The 15,641-nt window shown below is 54.0% G+C and carries 13 protein-coding genes; 4 read left to right on the forward strand and 9 right to left on the reverse strand.

What is annotated here, in order from left to right:
- Nucleotides 1–2: 2 nt before the first annotated feature.
- From nuoC to ROR01S_RS02850, 4 genes are all read right to left on the reverse strand, one after another.
- Nucleotides 3–1,811, reverse strand: coding sequence for an NADH-quinone oxidoreductase subunit C/D (nuoC, locus tag ROR01S_RS02835; RefSeq protein WP_064359093.1), 1,809 nt, complete (start codon nucleotides 1,809–1,811; stop codon nucleotides 3–5).
- 89 nt (nucleotides 1,812–1,900) lie between these two features.
- On the reverse strand, nucleotides 1,901–2,575 hold the full coding sequence (gene nuoB, locus ROR01S_RS02840) for an NADH-quinone oxidoreductase subunit NuoB (protein ID WP_002913178.1): 675 nt from the start codon (nucleotides 2,573–2,575) through the stop codon (nucleotides 1,901–1,903).
- Nucleotides 2,576–2,590: 15 nt separating this feature from the next.
- On the reverse strand, nucleotides 2,591–3,037 hold the full coding sequence (gene nuoA / locus ROR01S_RS02845; RefSeq protein ID WP_004865103.1) for an NADH-quinone oxidoreductase subunit NuoA: 447 nt from the start codon (nucleotides 3,035–3,037) through the stop codon (nucleotides 2,591–2,593).
- A 650-nt stretch (nucleotides 3,038–3,687) separates the two neighbouring features.
- Nucleotides 3,688–4,614, reverse strand: coding sequence for a LysR family transcriptional regulator (locus ROR01S_RS02850; protein ID WP_044348174.1), 927 nt, complete (start codon nucleotides 4,612–4,614; stop codon nucleotides 3,688–3,690).
- A gap of 891 nt (nucleotides 4,615–5,505) precedes the next feature.
- Here ROR01S_RS02850 and alaA point away from each other — a divergent pair.
- Together alaA and yfbR are read left to right on the forward strand one after the other, a co-directional pair.
- Nucleotides 5,506–6,726, forward strand: a complete 1,221-nt coding sequence (alaA, locus tag ROR01S_RS02855) for an alanine transaminase AlaA (protein ID WP_004865108.1) — start codon at nucleotides 5,506–5,508, stop codon at nucleotides 6,724–6,726.
- Between the two features lie 84 nt (nucleotides 6,727–6,810).
- Nucleotides 6,811–7,410 carry a 5'-deoxynucleotidase gene (yfbR, locus tag ROR01S_RS02860; protein WP_004865109.1) on the forward strand — a complete coding sequence of 200 codons (600 nt, stop codon included), beginning with the start codon at nucleotides 6,811–6,813 and terminating at the stop codon, nucleotides 7,408–7,410.
- A 56-nt stretch (nucleotides 7,411–7,466) separates the two neighbouring features.
- On the opposite strand, the gene ROR01S_RS02865 is transcribed toward yfbR, so the two are convergent.
- The 4 genes from ROR01S_RS02865 to yfbV all read right to left on the reverse strand — a co-directional run bounded on the left by ROR01S_RS02865 (nucleotide 7,467) and on the right by yfbV (nucleotide 11,083).
- Nucleotides 7,467–9,299, reverse strand: a complete 1,833-nt coding sequence (locus tag ROR01S_RS02865) for an SLC13 family permease (protein WP_015583791.1) — start codon at nucleotides 9,297–9,299, stop codon at nucleotides 7,467–7,469.
- Nucleotides 9,300–9,375: 76 nt separating this feature from the next.
- Entirely contained in the window at nucleotides 9,376–10,035 is a 660-nt protein-coding gene (locus ROR01S_RS02870) for a sugar phosphatase (RefSeq protein WP_015583790.1), read from the reverse strand.
- An 11-nt stretch (nucleotides 10,036–10,046) separates the two neighbouring features.
- Nucleotides 10,047–10,541, reverse strand: coding sequence for a YfbU family protein (locus tag ROR01S_RS02875; RefSeq protein WP_004865120.1), 495 nt, complete (start codon nucleotides 10,539–10,541; stop codon nucleotides 10,047–10,049).
- Between the two features lie 86 nt (nucleotides 10,542–10,627).
- On the reverse strand, nucleotides 10,628–11,083 hold the full coding sequence (gene yfbV, locus ROR01S_RS02880) for a terminus macrodomain insulation protein YfbV (protein ID WP_015583789.1): 456 nt from the start codon (nucleotides 11,081–11,083) through the stop codon (nucleotides 10,628–10,630).
- A gap of 337 nt (nucleotides 11,084–11,420) precedes the next feature.
- On the opposite strand from yfbV, the gene ackA reads away from it, so the two are divergent.
- Together ackA and pta are read left to right on the forward strand one after the other, a co-directional pair.
- Nucleotides 11,421–12,623, forward strand: a complete 1,203-nt coding sequence (gene ackA, locus ROR01S_RS02885) for an acetate kinase (RefSeq protein ID WP_004865128.1) — start codon at nucleotides 11,421–11,423, stop codon at nucleotides 12,621–12,623.
- A 199-nt stretch (nucleotides 12,624–12,822) separates the two neighbouring features.
- On the forward strand, nucleotides 12,823–14,967 hold the full coding sequence (gene pta, locus ROR01S_RS02890; RefSeq protein WP_015583788.1) for a phosphate acetyltransferase: 2,145 nt from the start codon (nucleotides 12,823–12,825) through the stop codon (nucleotides 14,965–14,967).
- A gap of 109 nt (nucleotides 14,968–15,076) precedes the next feature.
- On the opposite strand, the gene yfcD is transcribed toward pta, so the two are convergent.
- Nucleotides 15,077–15,628 carry an NUDIX hydrolase YfcD gene (yfcD, locus tag ROR01S_RS02895; RefSeq protein ID WP_015583787.1) on the reverse strand — a complete coding sequence of 184 codons (552 nt, stop codon included), beginning with the start codon at nucleotides 15,626–15,628 and terminating at the stop codon, nucleotides 15,077–15,079.
- Nucleotides 15,629–15,641: the final 13 nt, after the last annotated feature.

The raw sequence follows: 15,641 nt of genomic DNA on the forward strand, positions 1-15,641 counted from the left end.
AATTAGCGGTCCACGTCTGACATAACAAAATCGATACTACCCAGATAAACGATCAGGTCGGATACCAGGCTGCCGCGAATCGCCGACGGGATCTGCTGCAGGTGCGCATAGCTCGGCGTGCGGATACGGGTACGATAGCTCATGGTGCTGCCGTCGCTGGTCAGGTAGTAACTGTTAATACCCTTCGTCGCTTCAATCATCTGGAAGGATTCGTTGGCCGGCATGACCGGGCCCCAGGAAACCTGCAGGAAGTGCGTAATCAGGGTTTCGATATGCTGCAGCGTGCGCTCTTTCGGCGGCGGCGTCGTCAGCGGGTGATCCGCTTTGAACGGGCCTTCCGGCATGTTATCGAGACACTGCTGAAGAATGCGCAGGCTCTGGCGCAGTTCTTCGACTTTCAGCATCACGCGGGTATAGCAGTCAGAGATACCGCCACCGGTTGGCACTTCAAAGTCAAAGTTTTCATAGCCAGAATATGGACGCCATTTCCGCACGTCGAAGCCAATCCCCGTTGCGCGCAGGCCCGCACCGGTCGTGCCCCACTCCAGCGCTTCTTTGGCGTTATAGGCGGCAACGCCTTTTGAACGGCCAATCAGAATGCTGTTGCGCAGCGCGGCTTTCTCGTAAGAATCCAGACGCTTTGGCATCCACTCAAGGAACTCGCGCAGCAGGCGATCCCAGCCGCGCGGCAGGTCGTGCGCGACGCCGCCGATGCGGAACCACGCCGGGTGCATACGGAAACCGGTAATGGCTTCCACCAGATCGTAGATCTTCTGACGGTCGGTAAAGGCAAAGAACACCGGCGTCATCGCACCGACGTCCTGAATAAAGGTCGAAATGTACAGCAGGTGGCTGTTAATGCGGAACAGCTCGGAGAGCATCACGCGAATCACATTCACGCGATCCGGTACGGTGATCCCCGCCAGCTTTTCGACCGCCAGCACGTACGGCATCTCATTGACGCAGCCGCCGAGGTATTCGATACGGTCGGTATACGGAATGTAGCTGTGCCAGGACTGACGTTCGCCCATCTTCTCAGCGCCACGGTGGTGGTAGCCGATATCCGGTACGCAGTCGACGATCTCTTCGCCATCAAGCTGCAGAACGATACGGAAAGCACCGTGGGCAGACGGGTGGTTCGGGCCGAGGTTGAGGAACATAAAGTCCTCGTTTTCGGTTCCGCGCTTCATGCCCCACTCTTCCGGTTTGAAGGTCAGCGCTTCCATTTCCAGATCCTGCTTGGCTTTAGTCAGCTCAAACGGATCGAATTCGGTGGCGCGCGCCGGATAGTCTTTGCGCAGCGGATGGCCTTCCCAGGTCGGCGGCATCATGATGCGCGTCAGGTGCGGGTGGCCTTCGATATCAATCCCGAACATTTCCCACGTTTCGCGCTCATACCAGTTGGCGTTCGGGAACAGTTTGGTAAAAGTCGGCACGCGCAGATCGTTTTCGGACAATGCTACCTTGAGCATAATGTCACGATTGCGTTCAATGGAAATCAGGTGATAGAAAACGGAAAAATCCGCGGCGGGAAGTCCGTCACGGTGGGTGCGCAGACGTTCGTCCATCCCGTGCAGATCGAACAGCATAACGTAAGGTTTCGGCAATTTCCTCAGGAAATCACCCACCTCCAGTAGCTGTTCGCGCTTGACCCAGACCACCGGAACGCCGGTGCGGGTAGGTTGAACGGTAAAGGCATCCGGCCCAAAACGATTGCGCAGTTCGCCGATCACCGGGTCATCAAGGTGATCGCGGGTTTGCCAGGCTGGTGCGGCGTCATGCGCATGTAAATCGGTCATATTGTTCACCATTGCAAAAGGTCCGTGGTGACTGCCGGGCGAGGCTTCGCGCTGTTGTAGATTGATTTGCGAAGTGTTATTCCGCCGCCCGCAGGCGCAAGTTAAATCTCGTCCGGTGTCCGCAGATTGGTCACTGCAATGCGTTCACCACGTTTACGCTCGCGTTCCGACTGCATGTTGGCGCGGTACACGCCCTGATCGCCAACCACCCACGAGAGCGGGCGACGTTCTTTACCAATGGACTCCTGCAGCAGCATCAGCGCCTGCATATAAGCTTCCGGACGCGGCGGACAGCCCGGGATGTAAACATCAACCGGAATAAACTTGTCCACGCCCTGGACGACAGAATAAATATCGTACATCCCGCCGGAGTTGGCACAGGCGCCCATGGAGATAACCCACTTAGGCTCCAGCATCTGGTCATACAGACGCTGAATGACCGGCGCCATTTTGGTGAAGCAGGTGCCGGCGACAACCATCAGGTCCGCCTGACGAGGAGAAGCACGCAGTACCTCGGCGCCAAAACGCGCAACGTCATGCACCGCAGTGAATGACGTTACCATTTCAACGTAGCAGCATGACAGGCCGAAGTTGTAGGGCCAGATTGAGTTCTTGCGGCCCCAGTTCACCATGTCATGCAGCGCATGTTCGAGTTTCCCCATATACACGCTTTTATTGACTTCTTGCTCCAGGGGGTCGGTTACGATCTCCTGTTTCTGCAGGGGGTAACGGTCGTTCTCACCGTTAGGATCTATGCGGGTGAGCGTATAATCCATCTTATTGCCTCGCTTTTACTGCATATGACGGTTAGTGGGACTGTCTGTTTCTGAATTAACCAGCGTGCGACGGGAACGCGCAGGCGTCCAGTCCAGTGCGCCGATACGAACGAGGTAAACCAGACCTGCCAGTAGCACTAAAATGAAAATTGCGGCTTCCACAAAGCCGACCCAGCCGCTTTCGCGGATAGAAGTCGACCATGCGTAGAGATACAGAGCTTCCACGTCGAAGATAACGAAGAACATGGCAACCAGATAAAACTTCGCAGAAAGACGTAAGCGAGCCGAACCAACGGAGTCGATCCCCGATTCAAACGGCGTGTTCTTGCTACGCGCGCGCGCGCGACCGCCGAGGTACCAGCCCCCGACAAGCATCAGGCAGCACAGGCCGATGGCAATGATGAGAAATATAGCGAATGCCCAATGATGAGCGATGACTTCAGTGGATGTTGACATACGCATTGCTTAACCAAAAAAGTGTAGCGCTAAACCCTCTGCTCTTGCTGGCAGATGAACGCCACAGCGTTTCACGGGGAGGAATAAAAAAATAACCTTGCAAAAAAGCGTCCCTACTTATCGTAGAAGGCTGTATGCGGTGGCTTTTTACCCCTTTCTTTAACCTTTTGTCAACTTCAACAAAAGTTTTAACAACATTAATTTACATTAGATTTTTTTCATTAACATTAAATGCCCTTTTATGCGGAATAACCTTGCATACAAACCGGATTTAGTGTTGTTGAATCGTGTCCGTTTCTGGTGTAAATCAAAATTACCCGTCTATTTTGACAGGATTTAGCCTCGATTCCTCCCCCTAAGGAGGGGTATTTTTTTGATCTGTGACACGGTTTTGTTAATTAAACCTATAAAACAGCAACAATCCGGCCGGTTTTTTAACATTAGCATGAAGTATTGAAAGTGCAGGGAAAAGTCGGAGAACGAACGCCACATTGAATGTAAGCCATTGATAAATATATCAATAAAACGACAAAATATTAAAAATCCCTGTAAAATAAGAAAAAAAAGAACCGCAAGGTATAATTCAGACCTTAGCGGCTCATTTTTACACTTACAATTTGTTACCAGCTTTTTGTGATCTGTGTAACTAATTCCACTCAGGAAATGAGGGAATTATCTCCCCCTTCCGGGGTAAGCGCAGGCTCAGACGACCAGGGGTTATAATCCTGGGTCAGCGACTGGAAAATAGCCTGCGCCGACTCGCTTATCCTGTGCGCGTTACAGCTCAGCACATATTGCGTATCCGGCAGCGCAGGAAGCCCCTCATTCTTGCCGACAACCCGTAGCTCGGGACTCATCATTTCTACCGGACGAGCGGTAACACCAAGCCCTGCTTTTACCGCCGCTTTGACACCCGCAAGCGTCGAGGCGGAATGGGCCAGATGCCACGGCGCGCTGGCGGCATTCAACGCGGCAATGATGTCCTCACGGAACGGGCCTGGCGCTTCAAGCAGGATCAGCGGGATCGACTCTTCCCGCGGCAATACATAATCGGCAGCGCAGTACCATAGCGTTGGCGAGGTGCGCAGGATCAGCGTATCAAACTCCGTTGCCTGGTGAGTCGTCAGCGCGAGATCAATCTCCCCGCTCGCCAGCATATCCACCGCTTCAGTATGATTAAGAACCTTAATTTCCAGCGTCAGTTTCGGGTAAAAACTGCCGATCCGGTTCAACAAAAACGGTAAAATAGTCTCGGCTGTTTCATCAGATGCGCCAATCGTTAAGATCCCTTGCAGGCTACTGAACATCAGCGACATACAGGCTTCGTCATTAAAACGCAGGATTTTGCGTGCGTAGCCCAGCAGTTGAATACCCTGCTCGGTCAGCAATTTATTCCGCCCATGGCGGGCAAAGAGCTCTTTTCCGACCAGCTGTTCCAGACGTTGCATCTGTTGACTTACGGCTGACTGAGTCCGGCATACCGCTGCTGCGGCAGCGGCAAAAGTACTCAGATCGGCGACGGCAACGAATGTTCTCAGCAGATCGAGGTCGAGATTCAGTATCGGACGATTTGCATTTATCATATTTCTTCACTTACAGGTGGCGAATGCGGACCTGCCTTGTTGATGCTGTGCTCCAGGTTTCCGGCTAATCCTTGAGCCTTGTGCAATTCACAAACGGAATGTGCAGCTGGATGAACGTTATTGCATGTGAAAGTACTCGCCCGCGACAAGTGCGCGAAACGTCTGAGTCATATATTGTTCGTAGTTCTACGCTTTCTATTACACCGTTTTGATTTCTGTGACGACCTTCAAAAAAAGGCGCCTACGGCAAAGGATGATGTCATCAGCATCCCAGCACATCCATTGTAAAAAGCGAAAAAACCAAACAAAAAAAGCCTGCAATAACAATATATTAATAACTTAACCTGCAAAAAAACAGGTTCTTAATCGATATTAACGCCGGTATCCTAACCGAAAACTGAATTATTTATAAGGTCTAATCATTATTATTAAAGCCAATTTTAAACTTTTTTTCATGACTTTAATTTAATTAACAAAAAGAAAATTCCAGATTGCGAAAAAATAAAAGCTTTTTAATTAATTAAATATTCTTATTAAGCATATTTAACATTACCGTTACAGCCACCACCTTTTACCCGTTATACGCCTTTTCATACGCGCCTGCGTACCATGCACAAAAAATAACCTCCGGCGCTACACCCTGGACGACAAACCATATAAATGTTCACAAAAAAGCGAATTCAACACAATTATTAACCACTAAAACACCACTTAAAGGCATATTCTATAAAAGACAACGGCAATCACCAGACAAATCAATTAAACCAAAAAAATCACATAAGCAAAATCTTCTCCTGCTAACCCTTCAAAACCTCGGGGATGAAGAGTACATTGTTCCGTGCTGACTTCCACGGCAGGGAGTGGCGATAACAGCTAAAAGGTCAAAGATTCATGTCCCCTATCGAAAAATCCAGCAAGTTAGATAACGTCTGTTACGACATCCGTGGCCCGGTTCTGAAAGAGGCAAAACGCCTTGAAGAAGAAGGCAATAAAGTCCTGAAACTGAACATCGGCAACCCGGCGCCGTTCGGCTTTGACGCCCCCGACGAGATCCTTGTTGATGTTATTCGCAATCTGCCTACCGCCCAGGGTTATTGTGACTCGAAAGGCCTGTACTCGGCGCGTAAGGCTATCATGCAGCACTATCAGGCGCGCGGTATGCGCGATGTGACGGTCGAAGATATTTATATCGGTAACGGCGTCTCAGAACTGATTGTTCAGGCCATGCAGGCGCTGCTGAACAGCGGCGATGAAATGCTGGTTCCGGCACCAGATTATCCGCTGTGGACTGCCGCCGTCTCGCTCTCCAGCGGCAAGGCGGTGCACTATCTGTGCGATGAATCTGCCGACTGGTTCCCTGACCTCGACGATATTCGCGCCAAAATCACCCCGCGTACGCGCGGCATCGTGATTATTAACCCGAATAACCCGACCGGTGCGGTGTACTCGAAAGAGCTGCTGATGGAGATCGTGGAGATTGCCCGCCAGCACAACCTGATCATCTTCGCCGATGAGATCTACGACAAGATCCTCTACGACGAAGCCCAGCACCATTCGATCGCCGCGCTGGCTCCCGACCTGCTGACGGTGACTTTTAACGGCCTGTCCAAAACCTACCGCGTTGCCGGTTTTCGCCAGGGCTGGATGGTACTGAACGGACCGAAGAAACACGCGAAAGGCTATATCGAAGGCCTGGAGATGCTGGCCTCTATGCGTCTGTGCGCTAACGTACCGGCACAGCACGCGATTCAAACCGCATTAGGCGGCTATCAAAGCATCAGCGAGTTTATCGTTCCCGGCGGCAGACTGTACGAACAGCGCAACCGCGCCTGGGAGTTGATCAACGAGATCCCCGGCGTCTCCTGCGTGAAGCCGAAAGGCGCGCTCTATATGTTCCCGAAAATCGACGCAAAGCGTTTTAACATTCACGACGATCAGAAGATGGTGCTCGACTTCCTGCTGCAGGAGAAAGTCCTGCTGGTTCAGGGAAGCGCCTTTAACTGGCCGTGGCCGGATCATGTGCGTATTGTCACCCTCCCGCGTGAGGACGATCTGGAAATGGCGATTTCTCGCTTTGGCCGCTTCCTCTCCGGCTATCACCAGCTCGGATAACCCTTGCCCGGCCGCCGGTATTTGCATCCGGCGGCAATCCCTGCGCACAATAGGACCCGATGTTGTCACTGATTAAGGGTTGCTATGAGTCAGAGTCATTTCTTTGCCCACCTCTCTCGCCTGAAGTTAATTAACCGCTGGCCGCTGATGCGTAATGTACGGACAGAAAACGTCTCCGAGCACAGTCTGCAGGTGGCGATGGTTGCCCACGCGCTGGCCGCGATCAAAAACCGGATGTTTGGTGGCAAGGTTAACGCCGAGCGAATCGCCCTGCTGGCGATGTACCACGATGCATCGGAAGTTTTAACCGGCGATCTGCCGACTCCAGTCAAATATTTCAACTCGCAGATTGCGCAAGAATATAAAGCCATCGAGAAGATTGCCCAGCAGAAGCTTATCGACATGGTTCCTGACGAACTGCGCGATATCTTTGAACCGCTGATCGACGAGCATCGCTATAGCGAAGATGAGCAATCGATCGTCAAGCAGGCCGACGCGCTCTGCGCCTACCTGAAATGTCTGGAGGAGCTGTCCGCCGGCAACAACGAGTTTCTACTGGCCAAGGGCCGGCTTGAGAAAACGCTGGAATCCCGGCGCAGCGAGGAGATGGACTACTTTATGCAGGTCTTCGTCCCGAGCTTCCAGCTGTCGCTGGATGAAATCAGCCAGGATTCCCCGCTGTAACTATACCGTGCCCCGGTCTGCGCTATGCGCATCAGACCGGGGCTGTGCCGAAGCGGTTAAAACGGAAACAGCATCGGAACGAGCAGCACGCAAACCACCATCACCAGGACGGTGAACGGCACGCCAATCTTCACAAAATCGCTGAAGGTATATTTTCCCGGCCCCAGCACCAGCGTATTTACCGGTGAAGAGACCGGCGTCATAAAGGCAGCCGAAGCCGCCATCGCCACCACCATGGCAAAAGGATAAGGCGAGACGTCCATGGATTTCGCCGCCGCCAGGGCTATCGGCGCCATCAGCACCGCCGTGGCAGTGTTGGAAATAAACAGACCAATAGTGGCGCACATCACGAACAGACAGCCCAGCATCACGTAAGGGCCTTTGCTGCCGGCAACATCCATCAACCCTTCCACCACCAAATCGACGCCGCCGGTTTTTTGCAACGCCAGCGCAAAGGGCATCATCCCGACGATTAATATAATGCTTGGCCAGTGAATCGCTTTATAAGCGCTCTCAGCATTAATACAGCGGAATTTACCCATCAGCAGGCAGGAAATAATCGCCGCTATCGGGTTGGGGATCTCGTCGGTGAGCATCAGGGCGACCATCAGGACCAGGCAAAAGATAGCGTGCGGCGCCTGGCTGTGCGCGGGCGAGGCATCGTTCACCTCCACGGGCATATTCAATACGACGAAATCGCGACCGCGTTTCGCCAGCAGGGCTATCTGGCGCCAGTTTCCGACCACCAGCACAATATCGCCAAGCTGCAAAGACTCGTCGACGACCGACCCATCCATGGCTTTACCGTCGCGCTTCAGGCCGACAATATTGAGCCCAAAGCGGGTGCGAAAACCGATCTCGCGGACCGTTTTACCGATCAGTTCCGAATCCGGAATCAGCGCGACTTCGGCCATCCCCACATCCAGCGCCTGATCTGAAAAGTATTCGCCGCGCAGTACCATCGGTTCAAGCATTTGCTCGCCGCAGAACTGGCGTAAATCAACGTCTGACGCGGACATGTCGATCAGCAGCACGTCGCGGGCACGAAACTCGGATACACCGTTCACATTGACGATAACCCGACGAAAACGGCGCCAGCGCTCTACGCCGATCACGTTGGCGCAGTAGCGTTCACGCAGCTTGAGGTCATCAAGCCGCTGGCCAATCATGGGAGACCCCGGACGAATGGCCAGACGGCGGGCCCGGCCGGTCAGGTGGTACTCTTTGATTAAATCGCGAAAGGTGCTCCTTTTCCGCCCGTCCCGCGCGTGGTCGCTCTCCCCGCCTCTGAGCATAAAGCGCACCGCCAGCATATAGACGACGCCCAGCAGCAGCACCACCAGGCCAATCGGCGTGACGCTAAAAAAGCTGAATCCATGCAGCCCTTCACGTAACAGCTCGCTGTTCACAACCAGGTTAGGCGGCGTAGCCACCAGCGTCATCATCCCGCTGATTAGGCCAGCAAAGCTTAGCGGCATCATCAGGCGCGATGGCGAGGTATTCATCCGCATGGAGACGCTGAGAACCACCGGAATAAAAATAGCGACCACGCCGGTCGAGCTCATAAACGCGCCAAGCCCGGCGACGGTCAGCATCAGAAAGACCAGCATTTTCGTTTCGCTGTTGCCGGCCACGCTCACCAGCCAGCTGCCGACTTTGGTCGCCACCCCGGTACGGACCAAACCATCGCCGATAATAAACAGCGCCGCAATAAGGATCACGTTCGGATCGCTAAAACCCGAGAACGCTTCGCTGAGCGTCAGCGTATCGCTGAGGACAAAGGCGACAATCACCAGCAGCGCAATCGCATCCATGCGCACTTTCCCACTGGCAAAGAGCACAACCGCGACGGCAAGAAGAGACAACACCCAAATCAGTTCACCGTTCACAACCTATCCTTGTCTGAAGATGGAGCTGGAATTTTTGCATAAAAAAGCCCCGGCCATGCGGGGCTACGTCATGAGATTAGTCTTTAACCGTCACATTCACCTTCCCGTCCGACGTGCGGACGACAGCCAGGTTTTCGAGGGAGGTTAAGACCAGATCCGCCTCGTTCAGACGCGGCGCATCTGCCGGTACGTTCACCGCGATTGTCCGGCAGCCTGCCGTCAGGCCGGAAAGCAAACCGGCGGGCGCGTCCTCGACCACGACGCACTCTTGCGGCGCCAGCGCTAAGCGTTCCGCCCCGAGCAGATAGGCATCCGGGGCCGGTTTACCCTGTTTCACCTGCTCAGCCGTCACAAAAACGCGGGCATTTGGCAGGCCCGCCGCGCGATGGCGCGCATGGGCAACAGGTACCGAACCGGAAGTGACGATAGCCCATGGGATCGCGGCTTCATCGAGAGTGGTCAGCAGCGCCACCGCACCCGGCAGGGCAGTGATTCCATCGGTATCCGCCGCTTCAACCGCTTCAAGCCAGCGGAACTCCGCCTGCACTTCCTCTTCGCTGCGCCCCGGTAGAAAATGGCGTAAAGAGGTTATCGCCTGCTTGCCATGAATGAAGTTCAGCACCTCATCGTGCGGGATGTCGAAACGATCCGCCCATTTGCACCACGAGCGCTCCACTACGGGTAATGAATCGACTAACGTCCCGTCAAGATCAAACAGGAAACCTTTACACTGCACGGAAACCTCCATCAGGCATTAATAATTTGATTAATTTCGTTGCTGCTTAAATGGTACTGACGCGGGCAAGCGTGCCAGGCGTTGAGCATGCGCTGGTATTTATCCCACATCGGCGTCTGTGAGTTAAAGCCATGGGTGCCGGCGTCAAAGTGGCTGTAGCGCCCCTCAACGTTGACGATAAAGCGAACATAGCCGAGGAAGCGCGCTTCGGTTGCAACATCAAATCCGAGGAAGGTGACCCGGCGTTCGTCGATTTCACTTGCGTCCTTCAGGTTCGTCCAGGAGACATGCAGCGCATGATACATTTCCATAATATCGATGATGGTACGGCAGGTTTCTTCCGTCAGTTGGCCAAACTCGCGATCCAGTTCGCGCATTTGCAATCCGTATCCACGCTCGATGATGGTCTGTAGACGGCGGTAACGTTCAGCGTTGTCCGGGTCGAGCATCGTCATCATCTTGTACTGATTAGATAAAATCAGACGCTGCGCATTGGTCATTTCCATTTTTTGACTCCTGTAGCACTTTACGGCGTGAAAAAAGAAGGCGCATTAATCATGCGCCTTCTTTTATATGCGTTTTCCTTAGTGAATTACAAATCATCAAGGAAAGTTTTATCCAGTTGTTTGAAGGCGCGCTTAAGCGTGTCAGCTAATGCCTGATAATCCGGCTTACCCTCGACCGGCGCCAGCGCCTGTCCTGCGTCCTGCAATTTGCCACGCACTTCATAAAACCAGTTCAGTACCGACGGCGGCAGCGGCGTCACCGAACGCTTACCCAGCCACCATAATCCCTGCATCGGTAAACTCAGGGCAAACAGCGCCGTCGCCACCGCCGGACCCAGCTGCCCACCCAGCGCGATTTGCCAGCACAGCGTAAAGACCGCGATCGGCGGCATGATGCGGATAGCGTAACGGGTTGCGCGAATAATGCGGTTTTCAATAAATACCGGGGCGAGGCGTTTGTCCAAAGGCCAGGTCTTTGCGTAGTGCTGCCCGCGGCGGAACAAGCTAAAGAAGCTGACGGGACGATTATCGGGGGTCGACATGGCTTTACCTCAACTTTACATATAAAACTTAAAAAATTCGTGCAAAACACCAACTGTGCATGACAACGTTCAAAACATTTTGGCAATGGCTGCGGCAATCAGGTATCCTGTGCCCGCCTGAAAGGGCGATAGACCCTTTGACCAGGTTAGTCAAATTATCGCACATTCTGCCATTGGCTGAAAATTATCCAAAATGGCATAAAATCAAATGTACTTCTCCCATCGTGCCCGAAAACAGAACAAGGCATGATGTTAATCATAAATGTCGTTGTCATCCTGCGCTACGCTTTGTGACACACTGACGTTTTTTTAGCCACGTATCATAAAAGGTACTTCCATGTCGAGTAAGTTAGTACTGGTTCTGAACTGCGGTAGCTCCTCACTGAAATTTGCTATCCTTGATGCCGTAAACGGTGACGAATATCTGTCTGGTTTAGCCGAATGTTTCCATCTTCCTGAAGCACGTATTAAGTGGAAAATGGACGGCAGCAAACACGAAGCAGATTTAGGCGCTGGCGCCGCTCACAGTGAAGCGCTTAACTTTATCGTTAACACTATTCTGGCACAAAAACCAGAACTGTCTGCTCAGCTGACCGCAATCGGCCACCGTATTGTTCACGGTGGTGAAAAATACACCAGTTCCGTGGTCATTGATGATTCCGTTATCCAGGGCATCAAAGATTCCGCCTCTTTCGCTCCGCTGCACAACCCGGCTCACCTGATCGGTATTGCTGAAGCGCTGAAATCATTCCCGCATCTGAAAGAGAAGAACGTTGCCGTGTTCGACACCGCGTTCCATCAGACTATGCCGGAAGAATCCTATCTGTATGCTCTGCCGTACAGCCTGTACAAAGAGCACGGCGTACGTCGCTACGGCGCGCACGGCACCAGCCACTTCTACGTGACTCAGGAAGCGGCTAAAGTCCTGAACAAGCCGGTTGAAGAGCTGAACATCATCACCTGCCATCTGGGCAACGGTGGTTCTGTATCCGCTATCCGCAACGGTAAATGCGTTGACACCTCTATGGGTCTGACCCCGCTGGAAGGTCTGGTCATGGGTACCCGCTCTGGCGACATCGACCCGGCTATCATCTTCCACCTGCACGACTCCCTGGGCATGAGCGTTGATGCTATCAACAAAATGCTGACCAAAGAGTCTGGCCTGCTGGGTCTGACCGAAGTCACCAGCGACTGCCGTTATGTTGAAGACAACTACACCGATAAAGCCGATGCTAAACGTGCAATGGACGTTTACTGCCATCGTCTGGCCAAGTACATCGGTTCCTACACCGCGCTGATGGACGGTCGTCTGGATGCCGTTATCTTCACCGGTGGTATCGGTGAAAACGCGGCAATGGTTCGTGAACTGTCTCTGGGCAAACTGGGCGTTCTGGGCTTCGAAGTTGATCACGAGCGTAACCTGGCTGCCCGTTTCGGCAAGTCTGGCTTCATCAACAAAGAAGGCACCCGCCCGGCTCTGGTCATCCCGACCAACGAAGAGCTGGTTATCGCGCAAGACGCCAATCGTCTGACTGCCTGATTCCACACCGCCAGCGAAACCCTAAATAATTCGAGTTGCTGGAAGGCGGCGACCCAGAGAATCCCCGGTCACGTACAGGTAGTACGTGACCGGAGTGAACCAGGAAAGCCAACGCACATGCAACTTGAAATATAACGGGAAGCTGGTGGTGCAGTTTTGTATCCCGCCTGATACTGGCGGTAACGAAAGAGGATATATCGTGTCCCGTATAATCATGCTGATCCCGACCGGAACCAGCGTTGGCCTGACCAGCGTCAGCCTCGGTGTTATCCGTGCAATGGAACGCAAAGGCGTTCGTCTGAGCGTCTTTAAACCTATCGCCCAACCGCGCGCTGGCGGCGATGCGCCAGACCAGACGACCACCATCGTTCGTGCTAATTCAAGCCTTCCGGCCGCCGAGCCGCTGAAGATGAGCCACGTCGAGTCGCTGCTGTCCGGCAACCAGAAAGATGTGCTGATGGAAGAGATCATCGCCAACTATCACGCCGCGACTCAGGATGCAGAAGTGGTGCTGGTTGAAGGTCTGGTCCCGACCCGTAAACATCAGTTTGCTCAGTCTCTGAACTTCGAAATCGCCAAAACGCTGAACGCGGAAATCGTCTTCGTGATGTCTCAGGGTACCGACACCCAGGAACAGCTGAACGAACGTATCGAGCTGACCCGCAACAGCTTCGGCGGCGCGAAAAACACCAACATTACCGGTGTTATCGTCAACAAGCTGAACGCACCGGTTGACGAACAGGGTCGTACCCGTCCCGATCTGTCGGAAATCTTCGATGACTCTTCCAAAGCGAAAGTCGTGAAGATCGATCCGGCTCAGCTGCAGTCTGGCAGCGCGCTGCCGGTTCTGGGCGCGGTACCGTGGAGCTTCGATCTGATCGCAACGCGTGCGATCGATATGGCTCGCCACCTGAATGCCACCATCGTCAACGAAGGTGACATCAACACCCGCCGCGTGAAGTCTGTCACCTTCTGCGCGCGCAGCATCCCGCACATGCTCGAACACTTCCGTGCCGGTTCTCTGCTGGTGACTTCCGCAGACCGTCCTGATGTTCTGGTCGCCGCCTGCCTCGCCGCCATGAACGGCGTTGAAATCGGCGCGCTGCTGCTGACCGGTGCTTACGAAATGGACGCGCGCGTCAGCAAGCTGTGCGAACGTGCATTCGCGACCGGCCTGCCGGTCTTTATGGTGAACACCAACACCTGGCAGACCTCCCTGAGCCTGCAGAGCTTCAACCTCGAAGTTCCGGTTGACGATCACGAGCGCATTGAGAAAGTTCAGGAATACGTTGCCAACTACATTAACGCTGACTGGATCGAGTCTCTGACCGCGACCTCCGAACGTAGCCGCCGCCTGTCTCCGCCGGCCTTCCGCTACCAGCTGACCGAGCTGGCGCGCAAAGCGGGTAAACGCGTCGTTCTGCCGGAAGGTAACGAGCCGCGTACCGTTAAAGCCGCAGCAATCTGCGCAGAACGCGGTATTGCGACCTGTGTCCTGCTGGGTAACCCGGATGAGATCAACCGCGTTGCTGCCGCTCAGGGCGTCGAGCTGGGCGCTGGTATCGAAATCGTCGATCCGGATGTGGTTCGCGAAAGCTACGTCGCTCGTCTGGTCGAACTGCGTAAGAGCAAGGGGATGACCGAAGCGGTTGCCCGCGAGCAGCTGGAAGACAACGTCGTTCTCGGCACGCTGATGCTGGAACAAGACGAAGTCGACGGCCTGGTTTCCGGCGCAGTTCACACTACCGCCAACACCATCCGTCCGCCGCTGCAGCTGATCAAAACGGCACCGGGCAGCTCTCTGGTCTCTTCCGTGTTCTTCATGCTGCTGCCGGAACAGGTTTACGTTTACGGTGACTGCGCCATCAACCCGGATCCGACCGCAGAACAGCTGGCTGAAATCGCTATTCAGTCCGCCGATTCCGCCATCGCTTTCGGCATTGAGCCGCGCGTAGCGATGCTCTCCTACTCCACCGGTAATTCTGGTGCCGGTAGCGACGTCGAAAAAGTTCGTGAAGCGACCCGTCTGGCACAGGAAAAACGTCCTGACCTGATGATCGACGGCCCGCTGCAGTATGACGCGGCGGTGATGGCTGACGTGGCGAAATCCAAAGCGCCAAACTCGCCGGTTGCCGGACGTGCGACCGTGTTCATCTTCCCGGATCTGAACACCGGTAACACCACTTACAAAGCCGTACAGCGTTCTGCTGACCTGATCTCCATCGGGCCAATGCTGCAGGGTATGCGTAAGCCGGTAAACGACCTGTCTCGTGGCGCGCTGGTAGACGATATCGTCTACACCATCGCCCTGACCGCGATTCAGTCTTCTCAGCAGCAGCAGTAATTTAGCGCTGAGATCAAAAAAGGCAGCCCGATGGCTGCCTTTTCTTTTGCTCGACTTCCGTGCCGAATCGACATCTGAGCGCTGACGACTTCCCGATGCCTGGCAAAAGCTACTCTTTACCCTCATCGTCAGAGTCCGCGTAGTCATTCCCGGCATTGCGCGTCATCCACAGCGCCAGCGCTTTTAATGAATCCGGGGTGAATTCATCGCAGCGAGCGGTAATCTCTTCCGGCGTCAGCCAGCACACTTCGCTCACCTCCTCTTCCTGCAAGGCAAAGGGGCCGTGCGACACACAGCTAAACAGGCTTCCCCAGACGCGACAATGCTTATCTTCGTAATAGAACTGGCCATGATCGGCGAACGGCACGCCGGCAATCCCCAGCTCTTCTTCCGCTTCCCGGCGAGCCGAATCCAGCAGCTGCTCATCGGCCTGCACCACGCCGCCGGCGGTAGCATCCAGCATGCCCGGCTGGAAATCTTTGGTCTCGGTACGACGTTGCACCAGGATTTTGCCCATCCCATCATGAACAACAATATAGGTTGCCCGATGACGCAGGCACTGCGCGCGCATTTGCTCGCGGCTGGACTGCGCTATCACCTCATTGTTTTCATTAACAATGTCTACCCATTCTGTGCTTGCCAAATCGTTCTGTTCCGCCATCAGGAAACCTTAC

It is taken from the genome of Klebsiella ornithinolytica NBRC 105727 = ATCC 31898 (genome assembly GCF_001598295.1).
GTDB classification, from domain to species: Bacteria; Pseudomonadota; Gammaproteobacteria; order Enterobacterales; family Enterobacteriaceae; genus Klebsiella; species Klebsiella ornithinolytica.

What these genes read in the sequence shown, in the direction of transcription:
- nuoA (WP_004865103.1), bottom strand. Translation starts at nt 3,037, where the DNA reads ATGCGTATGTCAACATCCACTGAAGTCATCGCTCATCATTGGGCATTC.
- ackA (WP_004865128.1), top strand. Translation starts at nt 11,421, where the DNA reads ATGTCGAGTAAGTTAGTACTGGTTCTGAACTGCGGTAGCTCCTCACTG.
- yfbV (WP_015583789.1), bottom strand. Translation starts at nt 11,083, where the DNA reads ATGTCGACCCCCGATAATCGTCCCGTCAGCTTCTTTAGCTTGTTCCGC.
- yfcD (WP_015583787.1), bottom strand. Translation starts at nt 15,628, where the DNA reads ATGGCGGAACAGAACGATTTGGCAAGCACAGAATGGGTAGACATTGTT.
- nuoC (WP_064359093.1), bottom strand. Translation starts at nt 1,811, where the DNA reads ATGGTGAACAATATGACCGATTTACATGCGCATGACGCCGCACCAGCC.
- ROR01S_RS02850 (WP_044348174.1), bottom strand. Translation starts at nt 4,614, where the DNA reads ATGATAAATGCAAATCGTCCGATACTGAATCTCGACCTCGATCTGCTG.
- alaA (WP_004865108.1), top strand. Translation starts at nt 5,506, where the DNA reads ATGTCCCCTATCGAAAAATCCAGCAAGTTAGATAACGTCTGTTACGAC.
- nuoB (WP_002913178.1), bottom strand. Translation starts at nt 2,575, where the DNA reads ATGGATTATACGCTCACCCGCATAGATCCTAACGGTGAGAACGACCGT.
- ROR01S_RS02875 (WP_004865120.1), bottom strand. Translation starts at nt 10,541, where the DNA reads ATGGAAATGACCAATGCGCAGCGTCTGATTTTATCTAATCAGTACAAG.
- yfbR (WP_004865109.1), top strand. Translation starts at nt 6,811, where the DNA reads ATGAGTCAGAGTCATTTCTTTGCCCACCTCTCTCGCCTGAAGTTAATT.